The organism is Idiomarina sp. UBA3162, from assembly GCF_002364475.1.
Lineage (GTDB): Bacteria > Pseudomonadota > Gammaproteobacteria > Enterobacterales > Alteromonadaceae > Idiomarina.
Map to the genome: position 1 here is coordinate 13,987 of NZ_DEYI01000048.1, position 21,808 is coordinate 35,794.

At 48.2% G+C, this 21,808-nt stretch carries 23 protein-coding genes; 13 read left to right on the forward strand and 10 right to left on the reverse strand.

Features of this window, described 5'->3' with window-relative positions; genetic code table 11:
* Positions 1-19 precede the first annotated feature (19 nt).
* Both B2X00_RS05640 and B2X00_RS05645 read right to left on the reverse strand, forming a co-directional pair.
* Positions 20-727, reverse strand: coding sequence for a general secretion pathway protein GspB (locus tag B2X00_RS05640; RefSeq protein ID WP_286682139.1), 708 nt, complete (start codon positions 725-727; stop codon positions 20-22).
* Positions 727-2,169: an ExeA family protein gene (locus B2X00_RS05645; protein WP_370244556.1), complete on the reverse strand. Its 1,443-nt coding sequence runs from the start codon at positions 2,167-2,169 to the stop codon at positions 727-729. The genes B2X00_RS05640 and B2X00_RS05645 overlap by 1 nt, the downstream gene beginning before the upstream one ends.
* Positions 2,170-2,255: 86 nt before the next feature.
* Between B2X00_RS05645 and B2X00_RS05650 the strand changes: the two genes are divergently transcribed.
* On the forward strand, positions 2,256-3,344 hold the full coding sequence (locus B2X00_RS05650; RefSeq protein ID WP_290486470.1) for a hypothetical protein: 1,089 nt from the start codon (positions 2,256-2,258) through the stop codon (positions 3,342-3,344).
* Here B2X00_RS05650 and folK read toward each other — a convergent pair.
* Positions 3,341-3,835 carry a 2-amino-4-hydroxy-6-hydroxymethyldihydropteridine diphosphokinase gene (gene folK / locus B2X00_RS05655; protein WP_290486471.1) on the reverse strand — a complete coding sequence of 165 codons (495 nt, stop codon included), beginning with the start codon at positions 3,833-3,835 and terminating at the stop codon, positions 3,341-3,343. The genes B2X00_RS05650 and folK overlap by 4 nt on opposite strands.
* A gap of 5 nt (positions 3,836-3,840) precedes the next feature.
* The gene (gene folB, locus B2X00_RS05660; protein ID WP_290486472.1) at positions 3,841-4,224 is read right to left on the reverse strand and encodes a dihydroneopterin aldolase; all 384 of its coding nucleotides are present in this window, start codon (positions 4,222-4,224) and stop codon (positions 3,841-3,843) included.
* A gap of 84 nt (positions 4,225-4,308) precedes the next feature.
* Here folB and plsY point away from each other — a divergent pair, with 84 nt between their 5' ends.
* On the forward strand, positions 4,309-4,899 hold the full coding sequence (plsY, locus tag B2X00_RS05665) for a glycerol-3-phosphate 1-O-acyltransferase PlsY (RefSeq protein ID WP_290486473.1): 591 nt from the start codon (positions 4,309-4,311) through the stop codon (positions 4,897-4,899).
* Positions 4,900-4,906: 7 nt separating this feature from the next.
* On the opposite strand, the gene tsaD is transcribed toward plsY, so the two are convergent.
* Entirely contained in the window at positions 4,907-5,923 is a 1,017-nt protein-coding gene (gene tsaD / locus B2X00_RS05670) for a tRNA (adenosine(37)-N6)-threonylcarbamoyltransferase complex transferase subunit TsaD (RefSeq protein WP_290486474.1), read from the reverse strand.
* 118 nt (positions 5,924-6,041) lie between these two features.
* Between tsaD and B2X00_RS05675 the strand changes: the two genes are divergently transcribed.
* Positions 6,042-7,667 carry an amidase gene (locus B2X00_RS05675; protein ID WP_290486475.1) on the forward strand — a complete coding sequence of 542 codons (1,626 nt, stop codon included), beginning with the start codon at positions 6,042-6,044 and terminating at the stop codon, positions 7,665-7,667.
* Here the strand turns inward: B2X00_RS05675 and B2X00_RS05680 are convergent.
* Entirely contained in the window at positions 7,645-8,676 is a 1,032-nt protein-coding gene (locus tag B2X00_RS05680) for a phosphodiesterase (RefSeq protein WP_290486476.1), read from the reverse strand. The genes B2X00_RS05675 and B2X00_RS05680 overlap by 23 nt on opposite strands.
* A complete protein-coding gene (locus B2X00_RS05685) occupies positions 8,676-9,710 on the reverse strand; it encodes a type IV pilus twitching motility protein PilT (protein ID WP_290486477.1) in 1,035 nt (344 codons plus the stop codon). The genes B2X00_RS05680 and B2X00_RS05685 overlap by 1 nt, the downstream gene beginning before the upstream one ends.
* Positions 9,711-9,742: 32 nt before the next feature.
* Between B2X00_RS05685 and B2X00_RS05690 the strand changes: the two genes are divergently transcribed.
* Genes B2X00_RS05690 through B2X00_RS05705 form a run of 4 tightly spaced genes read left to right on the forward strand, consistent with a single transcriptional unit; the run spans position 9,743 to position 12,248 of the window.
* Complete coding sequence (locus B2X00_RS05690) at positions 9,743-10,438, forward strand: YggS family pyridoxal phosphate-dependent enzyme (protein WP_290486478.1); 696 nt, start codon at positions 9,743-9,745, stop codon at positions 10,436-10,438.
* A 2-nt stretch (positions 10,439-10,440) separates the two neighbouring features.
* Positions 10,441-11,262: a pyrroline-5-carboxylate reductase gene (gene proC / locus B2X00_RS05695; protein ID WP_286682142.1), complete on the forward strand. Its 822-nt coding sequence runs from the start codon at positions 10,441-10,443 to the stop codon at positions 11,260-11,262.
* Between the two features lie 8 nt (positions 11,263-11,270).
* On the forward strand, positions 11,271-11,798 hold the full coding sequence (locus B2X00_RS05700; protein WP_071463993.1) for a YggT family protein: 528 nt from the start codon (positions 11,271-11,273) through the stop codon (positions 11,796-11,798).
* A 9-nt stretch (positions 11,799-11,807) separates the two neighbouring features.
* Complete coding sequence (locus B2X00_RS05705) at positions 11,808-12,248, forward strand: DUF4426 domain-containing protein (protein ID WP_290486479.1); 441 nt, start codon at positions 11,808-11,810, stop codon at positions 12,246-12,248.
* Positions 12,249-12,256: 8 nt separating this feature from the next.
* On the opposite strand, the gene B2X00_RS05710 is transcribed toward B2X00_RS05705, so the two are convergent.
* Positions 12,257-13,990 (reverse strand): potassium/proton antiporter, encoded by a 1,734-nt coding sequence (locus B2X00_RS05710; protein WP_290486480.1) that lies wholly within the window; start codon positions 13,988-13,990, stop codon positions 12,257-12,259.
* Between the two features lie 109 nt (positions 13,991-14,099).
* On the opposite strand from B2X00_RS05710, the gene rdgB reads away from it, so the two are divergent.
* Both rdgB and hemW read left to right on the forward strand, forming a co-directional pair.
* Positions 14,100-14,714, forward strand: a complete 615-nt coding sequence (gene rdgB / locus B2X00_RS05715) for an RdgB/HAM1 family non-canonical purine NTP pyrophosphatase (protein ID WP_290486481.1) — start codon at positions 14,100-14,102, stop codon at positions 14,712-14,714.
* Between the two features lies 1 nt (position 14,715).
* On the forward strand, positions 14,716-15,867 hold the full coding sequence (hemW, locus tag B2X00_RS05720; protein WP_290486482.1) for a radical SAM family heme chaperone HemW: 1,152 nt from the start codon (positions 14,716-14,718) through the stop codon (positions 15,865-15,867).
* On the opposite strand, the gene trmB is transcribed toward hemW, so the two are convergent.
* The gene (gene trmB / locus B2X00_RS05725) at positions 15,845-16,564 is read right to left on the reverse strand and encodes a tRNA (guanosine(46)-N7)-methyltransferase TrmB (RefSeq protein ID WP_290486483.1); all 720 of its coding nucleotides are present in this window, start codon (positions 16,562-16,564) and stop codon (positions 15,845-15,847) included. The two genes, hemW and trmB, sit on opposite strands and share 23 nt — an antisense overlap.
* 99 nt (positions 16,565-16,663) lie before the next feature.
* A complete protein-coding gene (locus B2X00_RS05730; RefSeq protein WP_290486484.1) occupies positions 16,664-17,758 on the reverse strand; it encodes an OmpA family protein in 1,095 nt (364 codons plus the stop codon).
* A 212-nt stretch (positions 17,759-17,970) separates the two neighbouring features.
* Between B2X00_RS05730 and mutY the strand changes: the two genes are divergently transcribed.
* The 4 genes from mutY to B2X00_RS05750 all read left to right on the forward strand — a co-directional run bounded on the left by mutY (position 17,971) and on the right by B2X00_RS05750 (position 21,790).
* On the forward strand, positions 17,971-19,008 hold the full coding sequence (gene mutY / locus B2X00_RS05735; protein WP_290486485.1) for an A/G-specific adenine glycosylase: 1,038 nt from the start codon (positions 17,971-17,973) through the stop codon (positions 19,006-19,008).
* On the forward strand, positions 19,005-19,277 hold the full coding sequence (locus tag B2X00_RS05740) for an oxidative damage protection protein (protein ID WP_290486486.1): 273 nt from the start codon (positions 19,005-19,007) through the stop codon (positions 19,275-19,277). Before mutY ends, B2X00_RS05740 begins: the two co-directional genes overlap by 4 nt.
* Before the next feature lie 147 nt (positions 19,278-19,424).
* Positions 19,425-20,540, forward strand: a complete 1,116-nt coding sequence (gene proB / locus B2X00_RS05745; protein WP_006956128.1) for a glutamate 5-kinase — start codon at positions 19,425-19,427, stop codon at positions 20,538-20,540.
* Positions 20,537-21,790 carry a glutamate-5-semialdehyde dehydrogenase gene (locus tag B2X00_RS05750; protein WP_290486487.1) on the forward strand — a complete coding sequence of 418 codons (1,254 nt, stop codon included), beginning with the start codon at positions 20,537-20,539 and terminating at the stop codon, positions 21,788-21,790. The genes proB and B2X00_RS05750 overlap by 4 nt, the downstream gene beginning before the upstream one ends.
* Positions 21,791-21,808 lie beyond the last annotated feature (18 nt).

Here is a 21,808-nt window from a genome sequence, read left to right on the forward strand (position 1 = left end):
GGTCACGCTCAATTGTCAATCATTGGGCGCCTTTCCAATCAACCAGCGCTTCGACCGCGAAAAGCTTACCCTGTCTGCGTAAAACCACTCGTTGTGGCTCGATCTTTACAACTTGCATGTCGCGAAATTGATCGCCAACCATTAGTTTTTGTTGATCAAGCTCTATCCACCGACGACTCTCATCAGAAACGTACATATGTGCATCGTACGTGAACGCACGAATCTGTCGCTGTAACGACGGATTGAGTTTCGATAAAGTAGGAATCACGCTATCGACGTCATTTTGCTTAGCATCGGCCGTTGCTTTAACAGCTTGTTCAAAGCGACTCAGCAAATCCTCAGAAATGCCCTCAGTAGCCAACGCATCTTGCTGACTTGCTGGCTGCTGAGCTGCTTGTCCTCTTGGATTAACAATTATCGGCTCGGGTTCAGCCGGCTTAGGCTCAGGTGCTGCCGCCCAATCGATGGTAGGTACTGTAGCCGCATCTCCCCAACGATAGACCTCTGGTTGCTGGGCCTGTTGCGCTACCGCGTTGTCTTGTTCACCCAAAGGGAGATACAAAACCACTAAACTGCAGGCTATGGCAGCTACACAAGCACCGATAGCCCACTTGGCAGCCCCTGAAGCCGAGTTTTTTTGCGCTGCGAATAGCTCGTTATTAAGTTGGCTTTGTGTGCGCACGATGGGGGACTGCTGTTGCTTTAGCGCTTTTAAGATAGAAGACATCAGTTAACCTCCTGTAAGCGCGGACCGGATTCAAAGTAGCGTGCACTTAACCACGCCAATGTAACTTGATTTAACTCGCCAGTGATCGGTAGTCCAGCTTGTCTTTGAATCGCTTGTAATTGTGCTTGCGCATTCAAACGCTGCTGGGTATCGCTTAAATAACGCGCCAGTTGCTCCTTAACCCATTGTGTCAAAGCTTCAGATTCCGTAGCCCCATCTTGGTATCGAATATCGGGTCGCTGATATAAGCCGATGACTTCTCCTGTCCACCCCTGGGTATCAACCGGTTCCATCGACTTCAATACGATGCCTGTTTGAGTATCTCGCAACAATAGCGCCGGGTAGTTTATTTGCTGTAATTGCGACACGCTGACCGCATTGGTTTTTAAGCAAGCGAGCTGATAATTCTTTACCCAATCACAAAAGGCTTGTTGCCGAGGCGGTTGAGGCAATTGCCACGCAGTCGCCAGTAATTGCGCATTTTGATAGTCATAGTTGCTAATCGGTTCTTCCACCTGAATCTCGGGAACCGACCACCAGCGCATCAGAGCGGCTATTATTACTGCCGCGATTGGCAGTAGAAGCCACGGCCAACGTGACGCCGTCTGAGCGCGTTGTTGAGGCTCGTCAAATTGGCCCAGCTCTTGTGAGGCGCGTTTAACATGCGCTTTGTCGACTTGCATTTGACCATCTGCGTAAGCAACTAAGAGCGCGCGATCGCAGAGTAAATTTAATAGCCTGGGTACTCCGCCCGTCAGTTTGTGGGCCGTCATCGCCGCAGGCTGAGTAAACAGTGCTCGGTTGGCGCCCGCCATCTGACAGCGATAAGCGATATATCGTTCGGTATCGTAGTTGGTCAATGGTAACAAGTGATAACGGGCTGTAATGCGCTGCGCCAGCTGTCGAAGCTCTTGCCGTTTTAATAAGGTTTGTAGCTCAGGCTGTCCGATTAAAATGACCCGTAGTAACTTATTTTTTGTCGTTTCTAAATTGGTGAGTAACCGCAGCTGCTCGAGTACTTGGGGCTTTAAGTGTTGCGCTTCATCAATCAGCACGACACACTGACGATCCTGTTGATGAGCGTCGAGTAGAAACTGACTGATTTTATCGGTCAGTACTTTACGTGTTGCACGTCCTTTTTGATAGCGGATCCCCCACTCATCACATAACGTCGCCAACAACTCATCCTCGTTAAGCATCGGGTTTAGGATAAAGGCAATTTCTGTCGACTCGGGCAGTTGCTCAAGTAACGCACGCGATACCGTGGTTTTTCCCGTACCGACTTCTCCGGTCAGTAGAATAAAACCACCACTGCCTTGCAACCCCTGCACTAAATGCGCGAGCGCTTCTTGGTGACGTTCACTATGATAGAGAAAGTGCGGATCGGGCGCGATCGAAAATGGTTCTGCGGTTAATCCAAAATGCTGTTGATACATAGTCATGCCAAACTTTTTTAGCCTCAGTGTAACGAGTTACTTGCGCTTAAACTAGTGATTCGCGATCATCACCTTAAAGCATGGAGGTGCACTTGGATATATATTTAGTCGGTGGAGCCGTTCGAGACCAGTTATTGGGCTGTCCTGTCGGTGATAAAGATTATGTTGTGGTGGGCGCAACCCCTGACCAAATGCTCGCTTTAGGTTATCAACAAGTGGGTAAGGATTTTCCTGTGTTCTTACACCCACAGACACGGGAAGAGTATGCACTGGCGCGTACTGAGCGTAAGCAAGGACAAGGATACACGGGGTTTCAAGTTAATACAGATACAACGATAACGCTTTCCCAAGACTTAGAACGCCGAGATTTAACCATTAATGCCATCGCTGAAGACGAGCACGGACACCTGATCGATCCCTATGGCGGACAGCAAGATATTGAACGCAAGCTATTGCGTCACGTTTCGCCTGCGTTTGTTGAAGATCCCTTGCGAGTGCTTCGCGTGGCACGGTTCTATGCACGATTTAAACCCTTGGGCTTTACGGTCGCACAGGAAACCAAAAACCTGATGAAAGCCATGGCTCGTTCGGGCGAGTTAAAGACACTCGTTGCAGAACGAGTATGGCGAGAATGGGAAAAGGCGCTCGCCACCGATGCGCCAGCAGCGTTTATTGAGCTATTAGTCGAAATTGATGCATGGTCGCAGGTGATGCCTGAATTGACGATATCGCCCTCATCAGTGAGCGACCTACAACAAATTAGCCAAGTCACACAGTGCACTCACACACGATTTGCAACGCTCATGTTACGCCAAGGCGATACTTTTGAAATTAATTTGTTGAGTCAAAAGCTACGTCTGCCCAATCAGTATAAACGGTTAGCACAAGCAGTGTTTGGTAGCCGCAAGTGGTTATTGCAACCCTCACCACTCAGTCCCGCACAACTATTAGAGCTTGCTAATGGCGCTGATATGTGGCGCCAACCAGAGCGTATCGAGCAATTGGCACACATCCGCCATATCGCACGACCTAATATCAGTGATGGCTGTATTGTAAGTGCCTTAAATCAGGCTCGATCGATTGATGCCTCATCTATCGTTGCACGAGGCCTTAAAGGGCCTGAGGTAGGCCAAGTACTGAATGAGGAGCGCTTGTTAGCGATAAAACGTGGCTTAATTTAAAACGGCAGCCAACGCTCATCTTTGAGTGGAGCTAGCTGTTGTGTTCGGTTATAAGTTTGCCACAAAGCACGATAGGTTTTGCCGTTAACCGGATGTCTGCGCATCGGTGCGATATCCGCTAGCGGCAATAAAACGAAGGCATTCTCTAAAATTTCAGCACGCGGTAATTGAGGCTCTGATTCGCGAACCAAGTCATCGTATAGCAGTACGTCGATATCCAACGTACGGGGACTAAATTTAGGCCCCCCGTGAGTACGTCCATGCGCTTTCTCAATCGCCTTACACTGCTCAAGGACCGATTCGACATCGAGCGTTGTGGTTACTTCAACTACGAGGTTATAAAACGCATGCCCTGCAAAACCAACCGCCTCACTTTCATAGACCCGAGAACGCTGCACCCAGTTAAAGTGCTCGTTGATATCAATCAGACCATTAAGAATATGTCGCTCTCGGTCCGAGTTCGAACCAACCCCCAAAAATACGCACGCCATCGCAATTATCCAAACGGGCCGTCTACGCGAGTGCGCTGTATTTTTACCGCCACATTAGTCGCTGTTGGTACCGCACCGGGCTTACTTACTTTTACCTCTACTTCGGTGACACCAAAGTCCTTAAATAACAATTCGGCAATACCCTCGGCAACCGTTTCTATGAGTGCTCTTGGTTTTGCTTGGATCCAACGCTCAACCGCTTGGCTCACCGCGGCATAATCGAGCGCATCATTAATTTCATCTGACTGGCTGGCGCGCTGGCAATCCCAAGCCAGCACAAGATCAATGACTAGCTTTTGTTGAATACCCTGCTCCCAGTCGTACACGCCAATGACTGCGTCGACTTCGAGCCCCTCAATGAGCACCTCATCTAAACCTTGCTGGGACATAAATTTCCTCATTGGTAATTCAACTAAAAACCGCTTATTCTAGATCTATAAAGCTTAACCTAATCTTGGGAAGAATCGAACCCTATGAGTGCACTGACTTTACTGATGATACTCGTTGCCTATCTACTCGGCTCGATCAGTAGCGCAGTGCTGATCTGTAAACTGTGGCGGTTACCCGATCCGAGGCTATCTGGCTCGGGAAACCCAGGCGCCACGAATGTCTATCGAGTCGGCGGCAAACTACCGGCCATACTGACGTTACTCTTCGACGTACTCAAAGGCATGATTCCTGTTTGGGGCTCTTATTTTCTAGGTATTGCACCGTTCTTCTTAGGATTGATTGCTGTTGCAGCCTGCCTTGGCCATATCTTTCCGTTGTACTTTAACTTTCGCGGCGGTAAAGCAGTCGCGACGGCTTTAGGGTCGATGTTTCCCGTGGCTTGGGAAATGGCGTTATTACTTATTGCAACCTGGCTTTTGGTATTCAAGCTAAGCCGCATTTCTTCCCTCGCCGCCTTGGTAACAGTTTGTCTAGCACCGTTTTATGCTTTTTGGATTAAACCGCAATATACCGTGCCGGTGATTATGATTTCAGCACTCATACTGTGGCGCCACCAAGCTAATATCGTACGGCTGACCTCAGGTAAAGAAACGTCCTTTCGTCGCAACCAATAGCTCTTCACTACGCATGCGGAGCTAAGTCAGTGAGTGGCCAACGAGGGAACGTCTTTATTGCCAACCCTGTTTGTTCACCCGCTTGCAGACGAAATGCCCCAGCAAGCGCAATCATAGCGCCGTTATCGGTACAAAATTCAGTTCTGGGGTAATACACCTGACCACGTAATTGCTTCATTAACTGCTCAAGTTGCTCCCTTAGATGCTTATTGGCACTTACTCCCCCCGCAACAACGAGTCGTTTACGCCCTGTTTGCTTCAGTGCACGCTTACATTTTATCGCCAAGGTGTCGACCACAGCGTCCTCAAACGCCCGAGCGATATCAGCCCGCGTCTGGTCGTCGTTGGGACTATCGGCCAAGGTGTTGGCGGTAAAGGTTTTTAAACCACTAAAAGAAAAGTCGAGGCCCGGGCGATCCGTCATGGGACGCGGAAACTTAAAGCGGTCAGAGCGACCATTTTCTGCAAGCTTGGCGAGTCGCGGTCCACCGGGATAATCCAAATCCATGAGCTTTGCCGTTTTATCGAAGGCTTCGCCCGCAGCATCATCGACGGACTCACCAAGCAGCTCATACGCCCCGATACCCTTCACATCCACGAGTTGGGTGTGTCCGCCAGATACTAGTAGCGCGACGAAAGGAAAGTCAGGTTGCTTATCTTCAAGCATTGGCGCCAGCAGATGTCCTTCCATATGGTGCACACCGACTGCCGGAATATCCCAAGCAAATGCTAAGCTACGCCCTATACAACTGCCCACCAGTAAGGCACCTACCAAACCTGGACCACAGGTGTAGGCAATAGCATCAATATCCTCGCGTGCCAGATGAGCTTCCGTGAGCGCTTCCTTAATAAGCGGTAATACCTTGCGTACGTGATCGCGTGAAGCCAGTTCTGGAACAACCCCGCCATAATCCGCGTGTAACTTCACTTGCGAATATAGTTGGTGGGCTAAGAGCCCGTTTTCAGTGTCATAAATGGCGATACCCGTCTCATCACATGACGTTTCGATACCCAGAACTTTCATACCTATACAACCTGCTGTAAATCTCAATATTCCGCTATTCTACCTTATTTTTTCTCGCCTTACCTAAGAAGGTATGCGATTTTAGCAATACAAAAAAATAACAAGGACCACACTGGCTATGAGTCTTAATACACTCACAAAATCCACATTATCACTTAGTTTCGCCTTAGCGCTGGCCGCTTGTCAGACGCCTCCCGTCCGAACCACTCAGGCCCCTGTTGCGATGCAACAGAGTGAAGTCAATTTCGAATTCGCTCATGCCGATTATCGAACGATCAACCAAGCACTTGAGCAAGGCGAACTCACTTCTGCAGAGCTTGTTACATATTATTTGCAGCGTATTCGAGCGCACAACCAACAAGGCGCCGAATTAAGGGCTGTCATTAGCTTGAACCCAGATGCACTCGCCGAAGCTGAAACACTCGACAAAGCACGAAAACAAGGCGATGTGCGCGGCTCGCTGCACGGTATACCAGTGCTACTCAAGGATAATATCGACACCGCAGACGGTTTGGCCAATACCGCGGGTTCTCTGCTTTTTGCTGAGAACTTTCCCGAGGACGATGCGGCGCTTGTGAAAAATTTGCGGGCACAGGGTGCAATTATCCTCGGAAAGGCGAATCTAAGCGAATGGGCCAACTTTCGTTCAACACGCTCAAGTTCGGGTTGGAGTGGCGTCGGTGGACTTGCGCGCAACCCTTATGACACAACCCGCTCAACATGCGGTTCGAGTGCAGGTTCCGGCGCAGCGGTGGCCGCCGACTTTACCACGTTCGCAGTGGGCACGGAGACAGATGGTTCTTTAGTGTGCCCCGGCGCGGTGAATGGCATTGTAAGTATCAAGCCGACGTTAGGTTTGATTAGCCGCGACGGCATCATTCCAATCTCCCATAGTCAAGATACCGCCGGTCCGATGACCCGCAGCGTCGCAGGCGCAGTGACCTTGATGCAAGCCATGGCATCCTATGATGGCAGTGACGCAGCCAGCTTTCGCACCGACACCGTGTTTACTCAGTACTTGAATGAGGACGGTTTAGAAGGTAAGCGGATTGGCGTAGTACGCAACTTGATGGGCTACAATGAATTGTTAGACAACCAGTTTGAGCAGCAACTCGAGGTTTTAGAAGCGCAGGGAGCAACCTTAGTTGATGTCGAAATGCCAACCTATGGCGAGTATGGTGATGCTGAATTCACTGTTTTACTCTATGAGTTCAAACAGGATATGGCAAACTATTTAGCGACCACCCAGTTGCCTTATCGCAACATGGCCGATCTTATTGAGGCCAACAATAAAATGGCGCAACAAGAGCTTCCTTACTTTGGTCAGGAACTCTTTATCATGGCCAACAATATGACCGAGGCTGATGAACCTCGTTATCAAAAAGCGTTGGAAAAAAGTAAACGCTTAGCAGGCGCAGAAGGTATTGATGCAATGCTCGCCGACCATGACCTAGATCTTTTAGTCGCTCCTACAACGGGCCCCAGTTGGAAAATCGACTTAGTGAATGGTGATCACTACGCGGGTTCAGCTAGTTCACCCGCGGCTGTTGCGGGATACCCACATATTACGGTGCCAATGGGCTATATCGAATTACCCAAGCAGCCCAAACTACCGGTCGGCATCAGCTTTTTCTCAACCGCCCACGCTGAGCCGGTATTGATTGAAGCCGCTTACAGCTATGAGCAAGCCACTCAACATCGCCAACCACCACAACTGAGTGCTACTGCAACTCACTTAGATTAATCGTTGTGGAAGACAGCGACCGACCGTTGACGTCACGAAGTGACAATGTCACGGTCGGTTGTTCTAGCCACATAATCTCGATCATACCAAATCGCGTGCTCGGCTCACCCGCCCCTTGTCGCTGATTGAAACGATAAGGCGTTTCATCATCACGGTTAATAGTACCCGAACTGATTTGCCAAACGGGATAATCTAATAATTGAGGTGCTTTGACAATTTGTCCAAAGTGAATACCACCATGACCCAATAAAACATGGTTTACATCGAGGTTTTTTAACAGCGCAAACAGGCGCTTCTGCTCCTGCATAAACAGAGCCCAACTTGGATATCCGTTCTGTGGTGCTATAAATGGCATTTCGGAGAGCAAAATACGTACTTCAGCCTCTTTCGAGAGTTGTTGCTCAAGCCACTGCCATTGCCCTTCGCCAAGTAGTCTATTCGCAGCACCTGCTTGTAAGGGACCAGTATTTTTATCGAAGTAATTGCTGATCCGCTCTAGCAAACCTTTTTTCTTCAACGGTTCGCGTGCCCAACGCGTATCCAATAAAATAACCTGTACCCGTTGCGGTGCTTCCCCGACAATAAAACTTTTTGCGATACCATGCTCTTGAAACATTCGTTCAGATGTCAGCGGTTCACGCCAAAAGGTAAGAAAGTGATTGCGAACGGCATAACGTTTTGGATTGTCGGCGCCGACGTGTCCATCGATACTATAATCCTCCTCACCCCACGTCGAGACAAAAGCGCTATTTCTACGCAACAGGCGTGGGCCTCGGTAGCGGTTAAACACCTCATAAGCGGCGAGCAGATCATCCATATCATCAGCGTTTGCCGCGACGCCATTACCGAGCAGAGCGAATACCTCAGGTTCAGCTAGGTTTAGCGCATCCCATACGGCTTGTCGCTCGCTTTGATCGACACAGCAACCCAACGCAATACGCGTCGATTGCTGCGCCTGCACAGCGATCGAAAGAGTCAAAATGACGAGCGCACACCCGAGTCGTATCACTAGAAATCCTCTTTATTTGCGGCGCAACGGCGCGCCTCTTCTTTATCTATATCGCCCCGCGAAAGCAATTTCTTTAATGATTGATCGAGTGTCTGCATTCCCTTTTCCTGACCCGTCTGTATCACAGAATACATCTGTGCGACTTTATCCTCACGAATCAAGTTCTTAATCGCCGGAGTTGTCAGCATGATCTCGTGAGCGGCCACACGGCCTCCGCCCACACGCTTTAATAAGCTTTGCGAAATGACAGCCCGTAAAGATTCCGAGAGCATCGAGCGCACCATGGGTTTATCGTCGCCTGGAAACACATCAATAATACGATCAACCGTTTTGGGTGCTGATGTCGTGTGCAATGTACCTAATACCAAATGTCCGGTTTCGGCCGCAGTCATTGCTAAACGAATGGTTTGGAGATCGCGCATCTCGCCAACCAGAATAACATCAGGATCTTCCCGCAGAGCCGAGCGCAAGGCGGCTTCAAAGCTACGCGTATCACGATGAACCTCGCGCTGGCTGATTAAGCTTTGTTTGTTCTCATGCACAAATTCAATAGGGTCTTCAATGGTCAAAATATGTTGTGAGCGGGAGCGATTGATATAATCGACCATCGCCGCCAATGTTGTTGACTTACCCGACCCTGTCGGCCCTGTAACCAAAACTAACCCCCGTGGGGCATCGACGATATCTTTAAATATTTCTGGTGCATCGAGCGCTTCGAGCGTCGTGACTTCGCTGGGAATAACGCGGAATGCAGCGGCGATGCCATGTCTTTGCGTAAAAACGTTAACACGAAAGCGCGCAACGGACTCAATCGCAAAAGAAAAATCACACTCAAAGCGTTCTTTAAACTCCTTCTGTTGACTCTCCGACATCACATCGAACAGCATGGACTGGAGTTCCTCATGGGAATGAGGGTTCATTTTCAGTGGTCGAATATCGCCATCTACCCGTATCATAGGCACACTGCCCGCAGAAAGATGCAAATCTGAAGCCGATTGCTTCATACTAAAGGAAAGCAGTTCGCTCACATTCATTGTTGAATTCTCTATTTGATAAACAAGGAATAATGGTGACCAAGGTAGCAGAAAATATTGTCAAAAGTCTTGAGCAAATTCGCCAAGATATTGATGCGATAGCAGAGCACAGTGACTTCAATGAATCGGTTCGACTCCTTGCAGTCAGTAAAAAGCATCCTGCAGACGCCATTCGCACGGCGTACGACGCCGGGCAACGCGAGTTCGCCGAAAACTATGTACAAGAAGGCGTGGATAAAATTCAGCAACTTAAAGCGCTGGATGTAACGTGGCATTTTATTGGTCCGCTTCAATCGAATAAAACCAAACTCGTCGCTGAGCACTTTGACTGGGTACAAAGCATTGAACGTGAAAAGATTGCTCGCCGGTTAAATGAACAACGCTCAGACGCGTTACCGCCACTCAACGTACTCTTGCAGGTGAACATCGATAATGATCCGAATAAATCGGGCGTGCAAAAAAAAGATGTGCACGCACTCGCAGAGTTCGTAAGTCAGTGCTCGCACTTGAAACTGCGTGGCATCATGACCATCTTAGAAGCAGATACCGATGAAAACCAACAACTAAATAGCTTCGCGGCCATGCGCTCGCTGTACGAACAATTACAGCAAATGCACCCGTCCGTTGACACGCTCTCTATGGGAATGAGCGGCGACATGCGACAAGCAATACACGCAGGTGCTAACATGGTACGTATTGGAAGTGCAATTTTTGGACAACGGGAGTGATAATGAACGATATTCGTAAGATCGCATTTATTGGCGCAGGAAACATGACACAAAGCATTGTTGGTGGCATGTGCAAAAGTGGCTATCCAGCTGACCATGTTTTTGTCAGCAACCCGAGCCCTGAGAAACTTGAAAAGATGAAGTCCAACTTAGGCGTTAATACTAGCCAAGACAATATTGAGGTTATTGAGCAAGCCGACGTTATCGTGCTCTCAGTTAAGCCGCAATTAATGGAACAAGTTTGTGCTGATATTAAAAGCAAAGTCAGTAACCTTGCCGACAAACTGATTATCACCATCGCTGCTGGTATTCGTATGCCGAAATACCGCACTTATTTAGGTGATGACATCACCATCATCCGCGTGATGCCTAATACGCCATCGTTGGTCGGTCAGGGCATGTCAGGTTTAGTGACCGATAGCGCCGATGACAAAGATAAAGCCTATGTGACTGACGTATTCGATGGCGTGGGTGATACCCTATGGGTCGCCGATGAAGATCAACTCGATATCCTAGGCGCCGTCGCGGGCAGTGGCCCGGCGTACTTCTTCGAATTTATGGATAGTTTAGCCAAAGGCGCAATGGAACTCGGCTTTGACCCAGAAAAAGCGCGCGCTATGGTTCAGCAAACCTGTTTAGGTGCCGCACAAATGGCGAAAGAAAGCGACTTAACATTAGAAGATTTACGCAAGCAAGTAACCAGTAAGGGCGGCTCAACCGCAAAAGGCGTAGAAGTCTATCAACAACGCGATCTGCATAACATTTCGGCCGATGCTGTGAAAGCCGCAGTGAAACGTAATCAAGAAATGGCGGATCTGTTTTAGGAGCGACCATGAATAACGCAATGCAGTTTCTGGTAACCACCTTAATCGAACTTTATTCGATCGTGGTTATTTTACGACTCTGGATGCAAGCCGTTCGAGCGGATTACTATAATCCGCTCAGTCAGTTTGTTGTCAAAGCAACCGAGCCCGTGGTGGGTCCTTTGCGCAAGGTCATCCCGTCGCGGGGAAGAATTGACTTAGCCTGTTTAATACTCGCTATTGCGCTAGGCATGCTCAAAATAGGTGCGTTGGTTTGGTTAAATGACATCCCGGTGAACCCCTTGGTGATTGTTGTACAGGGCTTACTGTCCACCGTCAGTGCCTTTTTAACCACACTGTTCTGGATTCTGATTATCCGAGCACTGCTGAGCTGGTTCTCTCAAGGCTATAACCCGATGGAAGCGATGCTGTATCAATTGACGGAACCGTTCCTCGCGCCCGTGCGTCGCATCATACCGCCGTTGGGTGGCCTCGACCTGTCGGTTTTAATTGTCATTATTGTGATTCAGTTCTTGCGCATCTTAATCGGCGTATAGGAGCAAACAATGCAACAATTGAGTCGTTATTTAACCTTTACATTGTTATTGGCAGCAAGCACCTTTACCGGTGCTTCGCTCGCTGAGCAAAAGCAGCAGCTCGGCGAGTGGGATGTCCATTATAACGCATTTAATTCTACATTTTTGACGCCCGAGATCGCTTCGACCTATGATATCCAGCGCAGCGAGAAGACAGGATTGGTCAATATTGCAGTATTAAATCGTGCCAATCAACAAGCCGTTGCAGCCAATATAAAGGGTCATGTGATAAACCCTCGGGGCGGCGTACAAACACTCGAGTTTCAAAAGATTGATGAAGGCACTAGCGTTTACTATATCGCCGATTTTTTATTTGGTGATGAAGAGTTAATGCGCTTTAAAATTGATATCCGCGATGCCGCGGGACATAACCATCGGCTTGAGTTCGAGCAACAGTTATATCAAGAGTGAGCGCCTGCTCACTCTTTTGCTTTAACACCAACCGCCTCAATATCACCAGTCTTGTTTAAACTGCGCACCGTTACTGTCAGCGCGCCAATCAGCAAGCTATCACCTATAACTACACGGCGATGGAACTTTTCCTTAAAGTGATCATTGAGTGTCATGCTGAGGATAGACTCATCCACATCGCCTGCGGGGTATACACTCGCCAATTCGGCAATGGTTAAATCGCCACGTAAGGTAAAGTCACCGAAGAAGCCTTTATCGCTCATTTGCACACCTTTACCACCTGACGCCAAAATACGACTGACCTCATCAATATCTTTGACTGTTGCCGTCACCAACAGCACATCCCCCTCACGCACAATAGGTTGTGTCTCTGGCTGTAACCAATCACCGTCGCGGATCACACCGACAAATGTAGCAGGTGCAGTTAACTTCAGCTCACTCCATGCGTGATCGCAGGCGGGCGAGTCTTTATCGATAGGATAAGACCAAACCTCCAATGCTTCTCGACTCGATACAGACGCCAATGGCATGCGTTGCGCCGGTTCCGGGCGTTTAGGTACCTCTAACTGTAACCAACGCGCGACAGGCGCGATGGTCCATCCTTGAATAATTAGCGAGATCAGTACCACGACAAAGGCCACATCAAAATAGAGTTCTTGTTGTTCAACCCCACTTAGCCAAGGGAACAAGGCTAAGATAATAGGCACCGCCCCACGGAGTCCGACCCAACTGATAAACACCTGCTCACGCCAAGGAAAGCTGAACGGCAATAGACTCACCAAGACTGCTACCGGGCGCGCCACGAATATCAAGGTAAAGGCAACACCCACGGCGACAGGCAAGTATTGAACAACATGTGAAGGTGTTACTAATAAGCCAAGTATAAGGAACATGCTAATTTGACTTAGCCAAGCCAACCCATCCTGTACATGCAGAATATGCACAAGTTGTGGTAGACGCGAATTGCCAATAACGAAACCCATTAAATAGACGGCTAAAAATCCACTGGCGCCTAGGAAAGCGGTCAATGCGTATATCATCACGGCACTGGCAATCGCCAACAAGGGTAGAAATGAGAAGCTCAGCGGTAACTTCCTAGCTGCGATAATAAAGGCACGGCCCGCTAACCATCCCATCGCCAAGCCGCCTGCAAGCTGCCAGGCGACATTTCCCACCATGTGATACCACGCTGAAAATTCGCCAGATGCGGCAGCGCTGGTCATGGTCAGCGTGAGGATAACCGCCATCGGGTCGTTGCTACCCGACTCTATCTCGAGTGTCGCACCGACACGCTCTTTTATTTGTAATCCCTGCGACTGAAAGATACCAAATACAGCGGCCGCGTCGGTAGAGCTTAAAATCGCGCCTATCAATAAGGCAGCCGTCCAAGGCAGATCGAACAAATAGACCGCTGTTGTTGCAACCAACGTGCAGGTTAACGCCACTCCAATGGTTGCCAAACTGATAGCGGGCCAAAGTGCAACCCTAAAACGCTCGGGGTTGGTGCGCATGCCACCATCAAATAGGATAATCACTAGCGCTATCGAGCCAATGAAAAACGCAATATTGGGACTATCAAAACTTAATCCTAGAACACCGTCCGTTCCCGCGAGCATACCCACGATAAGAAACACGAGTAGAATCGGTGCACCCAAGCGATTAGAAATAATTCCTGCAAGGATACTCACCACTAACAAAAAACCACACACTAGAATCAGTGTATTTGCAGCATCCAAGTGCATTCTCCTTTTATTCTTTTATTTTATTCGTGCCGTTTATTATGAATCATTGATTTTAAAAGACACGCTCAAACGGTATCATGATGTCACCCATTTGACTTGAGATTTTTCTATGACAACAAGCGATTTTACTCTGGTGCTCGCAACTGGAAACCAAGGAAAAGTAAGCGAGTTGCAAACGATGCTGGCAAGCCAACCTGCAACTCAATCTTGGCAAGTCCGACCACAGAGTGAATGGGACGTGCCCGAAGCAGAAGAAACCGGCACAACGTTTGTCGAAAACGCCATTATAAAGGCGCGTAACGCCTGTCTACATACGGGGTTACCTGCCATAGCGGATGACTCAGGCCTTGAAATTCCTGCGCTCGACGGTGCTCCAGGCGTTTATTCGGCGCGTTATGCGGGCGAACAAGCCACCGACCAAGCAAACATCGATCGTGTACTTGCGAATATGGCTGGCATAGAACAACGCCAAGCGCGCTTTCATTGCGTACTGGTTTATATGCGCCACGCCGACGATCCAACGCCGTTAATCTGCCACGGGCAGTGGCAAGGCGAGCTATTAACGCACCCGCAAGGTGACCACGGTTTCGGATACGATCCAATTTTCTATGTCGCTGACCAACAGTGTTCAGCAGCCCAACTCGATAAGGCGACTAAACAACAATTAAGTCACCGCGGTAAAGCACTTTCACAACTACTGCTGCACATGGCAGAACAGGCTTAATATGTCACTTACACTTCCACCGTTGTCGCTCTATATCCACATTCCATGGTGTGTTGAGAAGTGCCCCTATTGCGACTTTAACTCGCACAAGATCCAAGGCAGTATTCCTGAACACGCCTATATCGGCCGCTTGCTAGATGATCTGTCAGCCGATCTCGACGGCGTGCAAGGTCGCACTATCCAGTCCATTTTTATTGGTGGCGGTACCCCCAGCGTAATTACTGCAGAGGGTATCCAACGGCTACTCGATGGCGTGCGTAAACGCCTAACGCTTGCCGATGATTGTGAGGTCACGTTGGAGGCTAACCCAGGCACTTTCGAGGTCGAGCGGTTTGCGGGTTTTATCGACGCGGGTGTCAACAGACTCTCTATCGGCATTCAAAGCCTCAATACAGAACATTTACGCACACTCGGCCGCATTCATGACCCACTGCAAGCTCGCATCGCGGCAGAGCACGCCATTCAGTTACCTCTGAAGAGCTTTAACCTGGACTTGATGCATGGTTTGCCCGGTCAATCGGCGCACGACGCACTGAGCGATCTTGAAGGGGTTATTGCGCTAAATCCACCTCATATTTCATGGTATCAACTGACCATCGAGCCCAACACCCTGTTTGCTAGCCGCCCGCCCAAACTACCCGATGATGATACGCTATGGGCCATCTATCAACTTGGACATGAACGTTTACTGAAAGCAGGCTATCAGCAATACGAAGTCAGCGCTTACTGTAAACCGGGCCACCAAAGCATGCACAACACCAATTACTGGGAGTTCGGTGACTATTTAGGTATCGGTTGCGGCGCACACAGTAAAATAACGTTCCCAGAACAAAATAAAATACTGCGTTGCGAAAAGGTGAAGCATCCTCAAGGTTATCTTGATTTAACGCGCCCGTTACGTTACCGAGAGTGGGACGTTGAACCCGAAGAGCGAAGCTTCGAGTTCTTCATGAACCAATTTCGTCTATTCCAGCCTGTATCAAAGCAGCAATTTACTGACTTTACCGGATTACCCATCGAACACGGTGAGCTTGCACTAGCAGAAGCCACGAGCAAAGGTTGGGTCGAATCTGACGGTGACCATTGGCAGCTAAGTCAGCTCGGTCACCGATTTCTGAACGACGTTTTAACTACGTTGCTTTCTGAAACTTAAGGTCCCAGACACCGTGGCCCTTAGTTTCACCACGTTGTTCAAACTTGGTTTTAGGACGCTCTTCTGGGCGCGGAATAAAGTCACCCGCGGTCGATAGGTTGCTCAAACGTGGCTCGCCGGACAACACCTCAAGCATATGTTCGGCGTAGTTTTCCCAGTCTGTCGCTAAGTGAATCACACCCTTGGGTTTAAGCTTTTTACACAGATGAGCAACAAACTCCGGTTGAATTAGTCGGCGTTTGTGGTGACGTTTCTTATGCCACGGATCAGGGAAGAAAATTTGCACCTGCTGTAAGCTCTCGTCAGCAATACACTGCTCAAGCACTTCAACTGCATCATCATTAAATAGGCGTAAATTAGTAACGTCAGCGTCTTCTGCAGCCATCAAACAAGCACCAACGCCTGGTTCATGCACTTCGATACCTATAAAGTTATGATCAGGCGCATTCTTTGCCATTTCAACCAAAGAGTGCCCCATGCCAAAGCCTATTTCTAAAGTGACTGGGTTACTATTATTAAATACTACTTCAAAGTTGAGCAGACCTTGCTCTAGCGCTAGACCGAGCTGTGGCCATTGACGTTCGATTGCGGCTGCCTGGCCTTTAGTTAATCGCCCCTCACGCTTAACAAAACTGCGAACTCGACGTACATATTTTCCAGCCGCTGCGGCTTCTTCAGCGCTTTTAAACTGACTCATTTATTTACACTCAACTGTTGCTGTCACCATAATAAAAAAGCAGGCTCATTTTCATGAGCCTGCTCTCTATTATCACCCAATTAAGGTTGTTAACGCAATTTAGTTCTTTTCAACGGGTACGCGAGTAACGACCTTCAATTCTGCTTCAATGCGGCGGTTTTCTTGACGATCTGCAGCGCTGTTCTCTTTAACTTTCGGCTGGCTTTCACCATGACCAACTGACTTAACGCGGCTAGCAGAAATGCCGTAACTGTTTACTAACACATCAGCGACTGACTTCGCACGACGCTCTGACAACCATTGGTTGTATTTCGCTTCGCCTGTCGTGTCAGTATGACCATGGATAGTGATATCAAGCTGTGGATGCTCCTTCATGAACTCAGCCATTTCAGCAATCGGTTCCATCGCATCTTTACGCACTTTAGATGAGTTTAAATCAAACTCGACTAAAAGCTCCTCGCGGATTGTCTCATTTTTGTACATGACACAACCATTTGCATCAACCGAATAGGTGGCCGGTGTATTTGCACATTGGTCACGGCTATCAACAACACCATCACCATCGCTGTCAACTGGTTGCTGAGGCTCTGGCTGTGGCGTCGGTTCAGTTGGCTGTGCTGGCATTGGACGTGGTTTAGCTTCGGTCACAGCATTACGACCACCAAAGAACCACTGTAGACCAAAGTTTGCAAACCCTTCAGTGTAGTCCTCATCAAAGCCTTGCTGAACACCACCCTCTACACGCCATGCTAAATGGTCGTTAATGAACGAGCGATGACCTACGGTTAGGCGCGCAGCCTTATCAGCAATGCCACCAATATCCGTGCTAACTAAACCTAGACCACCATAAACAAGATCATTGAAGTGATAAAGGATATCCGAGCCATAGCTTTCGCCATAAGCGGTTCCGGTCGGAACTAAGTCTGATTCCATGTAATCATAATAGACACGTGCTTCCCACGCTTTGGTCAGCATCACGCCCACTTCAAGACCTGTTGCTAGCGTGTCAAAGCCGCTATCTACAGGTACAAGCATATTATTGTCGATTGCTACGCGCTCTGAATCAGGAGCAAAAGCGCCGAAGCGAGCACCTACATAAATATCATTCTGTTCAACTTGCGTTTGTTGCGCCATCGCCGTTCCTGTGACGCCGGCACCAACTAAAGCTAAAACTATTGCGTTTAATTTATTCATTGCAATCTCCTTCTTCATGCAATTAAGAGTCTCGTACTTTGCTTATTAATCTAGTACGACAAATAACATATGCAGATCATAATGTTCGTTCATAATATTGAGAATTATAGAGCTATTTTTTCATTTGTCAGATAGGTTTGCGGTTTATTTACACAGCTTTAGACAATAGACTGAATACTATGAGAATAAGTTGATGCTAATCAGAGGCCTTAATGAAAGAGCAGTTTTCAGACCTTGTACTCCGTTGGTTTGATAAGTTTGGGCGCAAAACACTTCCTTGGCAAATTGATAAGACACCCTATAAAGTGTGGCTATCAGAAATTATGTTGCAGCAAACCCAAGTAAATACGGTAATTCCTTATTTTAATAGATTCTTGGAACGCTTTCCATCGCTATCCGATTTAGCTAAAGCGGATCAAGATACCGTGCTCAGCTTATGGACTGGATTAGGGTATTATGCTCGTGCACGCAATCTTCACAAAGCAGCGCAAATGGCAGTTGAGCAGTACAACGGTGAATTGCCTGATTCGCAGACTGAACTTGAATCATTACCTGGTATCGGTCGATCCACCGCAGGCGCTATCTTATCACTTGGTTTTGGCAAACCCGCAGCGATTCTCGACGGCAATGTAAAACGTGTACTTGCTCGATATTTCGGTGAAACAGAATGGCCCGGCAAAACAGCCGTACAACGCTCTCTATGGCAGCAATCCGAAGCACTTACACCGACTGTTAGACATGATGACTATAACCAGGCGATGATGGACTTGGGCGCGCTGGTATGCACGCGCAGCAAGCCTAATTGTGAGGCATGCCCTTTGACGGGTAACTGTATTGCGTTTAAAACCAATACGGTTGCCACAATTCCGGCCCCCAAGCCCAAAAAGGCTAACCCGACTCGTAGCGTTTACCTGCTCATTCAACGGGATACGAAAAGTCGGTCAGTTATGTTAGAGCAACGTCCATCGACGGGTATCTGGGGCGGACTTTGGAGTTTTCCAGAGTATGAAAATAAAGCAGCTTTATTAAACGCGGCCCCCACTCAACCCGAGCAGTTGGTCGAATTATCGCCATTCAAACATGTTTTCAGTCATTTCAGCCTCGATTGCTATCCGATCGTAGTTGACAGTTGCGCTGCAGATGCCATTAATGAAAGACAACAACGTTGGGTACCACTTCACGAGGACCAAGAACTCGGGTATTCCGCCGTAACAGTAAAACTATTTAAAAAGCTAAGGATGTTAAAATGAGCAGAACCGTCTATTGCGAATTTCTACAAAAAGAAGCTGAGGGACTCGACTTTCAGCTCTACCCCGGCGAGCTCGGTGAGCGCATATTTAATCACATCTCCAAAGAGGCTTGGGCGGAGTGGCAGAAGAAACAAACCATGTTAATTAACGAAAATCGTTTAAATATGATGGCAGAGGACGATCGAAAATTCCTTGAAGAACGTATGAAAGAGTTCCTATTCGAAAGAAAGGACGTCACTGTCGAAGGCTATACGCCGCCGAGTCAGTGATAGTCATCATATTTTGCTAACACAGTAATTTATTTTTGACTAATATATTGACAATAGCTTTGGCTTATGAAGCTTTAAAGCTCTGTGAGTAGAGAAAAAAAAGCCAATCTGTTAGACTACTAACGAATTCATGAAAAGGGAGTCTATATGAAAGCGCCATCCTGGCGAAGAGCCGTCCTAAAGGTAGGCAGTGCGCTCATTGCGCCAGATGAAACCGGAGTCAGTACCAAGTACCTACTGCCAATCGCTCGTTTCATCAACGAGTGCAGAGAACGCGGCCAAGAGGTCGTACTCGTTTCTTCAGGCAGTGTTGCCGCTGGAAGAAAGCATATTCCATTTGAGCATCAAAAGTTACCCGTCACCGTTCGTAAAGCCATGTCAGCTGTAGGACAGAACGAAATGATGGCGTATTGGTCGCGCTTTTTTGACTTTCCATGCGCCCAACTCTTGATGACGCACAGTGATTTACGTGACCGTGCACGTTACGTAAGTATCAAAAACACGCTGAATAGATTGTTAGAACACAACATTTTACCTGTTGTGAATGAAAATGATGCACTTGCCACTGATGAAATGAAAGTGGGCGACAACGATAACTTGGCGGCGATGGTCGCAACGCTCGTTGACGCAGATGCATTATTTATTTGCTCAGACATCGATGGACTTTATGACGCAGATCCGAATGTGAACCCAGACGCCAAGAAAATTCCTGTGGTTGAGCAAATCGATGAAAGTATCTTCTCGCTAGCGGGCGGCTCCGTCAGTGCTGTTGGCACAGGCGGTATGAGAACGAAAGTTGAAGCAGCAGAAAAAGCGACTTCACATGGTATCGATACGTATATCGTGAATGGTCGTAAGGGTGAGACTTTTGAGTCGCTGTTACAAGGCGAGATACCTGGCACTTTATTTAGACGTCAATCAGACCCAATTAGCAACAAGAAGCACTGGTTGCGTCACACGCTTGTCGCACAAGGTGAAATCTTAATCGATGAGGGTGCAGAAAAAGCTTTATTAGAGAACGGTGCGTCACTCTTGAGCTCCGGCATTGTCGATGTTCAAGGCGACTTTGACCGAGGCGACGCGGTACTCGTCCGCAGTGCAAATGACACAGACGCAATCGCTAAGGGTATTTGCCAGTACAGTTCTCACGAACTGTTACACATCAAAGGTCAGCAGACGGAAGATATTGCTGAACAGTTTGGTTACAGCCCAATTACAGAAGTGATTCACCGTGACGATTTGATGATTTTGGAGGACTCATGAGTCAAGATTTAGCACAACAGATTGCCAAGCGTGCAGCGGATGCCGCACACGCGGTGGCAACACTGTCAGAAAAAGAGAAGAACGCCGTCTTACAGAAGATGGCGGATGCGATTCGTGCACATCAAGATAAAATTCTTAAAGTGAACGAAACGGATATGAAGACCGGTAAAGAAAAAGGTCTAAGCGATGCCATGATGGATCGTCTTCATCTCACTGAAGAACGTGTTGAAGGCATGGCAACGGCTATCGAAGAGATTATCGATTTAAAAGACCCTGTGGGTGATAGCTACCTGTTGGAAGAACGTCCTAACGGCTTGAAAATCGAAAAGATGCGTATTCCGCTGGGCGTCATTTGCATGATTTATGAAGCACGTCCTAACGTCACAGCCGACGCGGGCGCACTATGCTTTAAATCAGGTAATGCGGTTATCTTGCGTTGTGGTCGCGAAGCAATCGAAAGCAGTAAAGCGATTGCAGATGCGCTTCACGAAGCCTTAGAGCAAAGCGGTTTACCCAAAGATGTAATTACTGTTGTACCAACGCCCGATCGCGAAGTTATGACCGAGCTATTACAGCAGAAAGATTACATCGACTTAGTTATCCCTCGCGGTGGCGAAGGCTTGATCCATTTTGTAAGTGACACCAGTAAGATCCCAGTGATTCAACACTACAAAGGCGTGTGCCATCTTTATGTTGATAAAGATGCCGATCTGGATAAAGCGCTCGCTATCTTACTTAATGGTAAGACACAGCGCACGGGCGTGTGTAACGCGCTGGAAGGTTTGTTAGTACATCAAGACATCGCTGATAAATTCTTACCAATGGCAGCTAAGGCTTTAGCCGAGAAAGACGTAACTATTCATGCTTGCAACAAGTCTGTCGGTTATTTTGAAGGCGCCGACGAGATCTCAGTGGATGACTTTGGCCAAGAATACCTCGCACTTGAGATTGCTATCCGCACTGTCGATGACTTTGATGGCGCACTCGAACACATTAAACGTTTTGGTAGCGGACACACCGAAGTGATCGTCACTGAAAACGATCAGACGGCTAAGCGTTTCATTCGCGAGGTTGACTCTGCGGTTACCATGGCAAATGCATCGTCACGCTTCTCTGACGGCGGTCAGCTTGGCTTAGGCGCTGAGATTGGCATTTCAACCAGTAAGCTGCATGCATACGGCCCAATGGGCTTACAAGCACTTACCACTGAGAAATTCGTAGTGACAGGTAACGGACAGATTCGCGACTAATCATTTAGATTGCGACAG

Coding starts and splice junctions, on each gene's coding strand:
- B2X00_RS05750 (WP_290486487.1), top strand. CDS start 20,537: ATGAGTCAAGATTTAGCACAACAGATTGCCAAGCGTGCAGCGGATGCC.
- B2X00_RS05685 (WP_290486477.1), bottom strand. CDS start 9,710: ATGAATGTGAGCGAACTGCTTTCCTTTAGTATGAAGCAATCGGCTTCA.
- folB (WP_290486472.1), bottom strand. CDS start 4,224: ATGTCCCAGCAAGGTTTAGATGAGGTGCTCATTGAGGGGCTCGAAGTC.
- proC (WP_286682142.1), top strand. CDS start 10,441: ATGAACGATATTCGTAAGATCGCATTTATTGGCGCAGGAAACATGACA.
- hemW (WP_290486482.1), top strand. CDS start 14,716: ATGTCACTTACACTTCCACCGTTGTCGCTCTATATCCACATTCCATGG.
- rdgB (WP_290486481.1), top strand. CDS start 14,100: ATGACAACAAGCGATTTTACTCTGGTGCTCGCAACTGGAAACCAAGGA.
- B2X00_RS05730 (WP_290486484.1), bottom strand. CDS start 17,758: ATGAATAAATTAAACGCAATAGTTTTAGCTTTAGTTGGTGCCGGCGTC.
- folK (WP_290486471.1), bottom strand. CDS start 3,835: ATGGCGTGCGTATTTTTGGGGGTTGGTTCGAACTCGGACCGAGAGCGA.
- trmB (WP_290486483.1), bottom strand. CDS start 16,564: ATGAGTCAGTTTAAAAGCGCTGAAGAAGCCGCAGCGGCTGGAAAATAT.
- mutY (WP_290486485.1), top strand. CDS start 17,971: ATGAAAGAGCAGTTTTCAGACCTTGTACTCCGTTGGTTTGATAAGTTT.
- B2X00_RS05690 (WP_290486478.1), top strand. CDS start 9,743: ATGGTGACCAAGGTAGCAGAAAATATTGTCAAAAGTCTTGAGCAAATT.
- B2X00_RS05645 (WP_370244556.1), bottom strand. CDS start 2,169: ATGACTATGTATCAACAGCATTTTGGATTAACCGCAGAACCATTTTCG.
- B2X00_RS05710 (WP_290486480.1), bottom strand. CDS start 13,990: ATGCACTTGGATGCTGCAAATACACTGATTCTAGTGTGTGGTTTTTTG.
- tsaD (WP_290486474.1), bottom strand. CDS start 5,923: ATGAAAGTTCTGGGTATCGAAACGTCATGTGATGAGACGGGTATCGCC.
- B2X00_RS05640 (WP_286682139.1), bottom strand. CDS start 727: ATGTCTTCTATCTTAAAAGCGCTAAAGCAACAGCAGTCCCCCATCGTG.
- B2X00_RS05675 (WP_290486475.1), top strand. CDS start 6,042: ATGAGTCTTAATACACTCACAAAATCCACATTATCACTTAGTTTCGCC.
- B2X00_RS05705 (WP_290486479.1), top strand. CDS start 11,808: ATGCAACAATTGAGTCGTTATTTAACCTTTACATTGTTATTGGCAGCA.
- B2X00_RS05700 (WP_071463993.1), top strand. CDS start 11,271: ATGAATAACGCAATGCAGTTTCTGGTAACCACCTTAATCGAACTTTAT.
- proB (WP_006956128.1), top strand. CDS start 19,425: ATGAAAGCGCCATCCTGGCGAAGAGCCGTCCTAAAGGTAGGCAGTGCG.
- B2X00_RS05740 (WP_290486486.1), top strand. CDS start 19,005: ATGAGCAGAACCGTCTATTGCGAATTTCTACAAAAAGAAGCTGAGGGA.
- plsY (WP_290486473.1), top strand. CDS start 4,309: ATGAGTGCACTGACTTTACTGATGATACTCGTTGCCTATCTACTCGGC.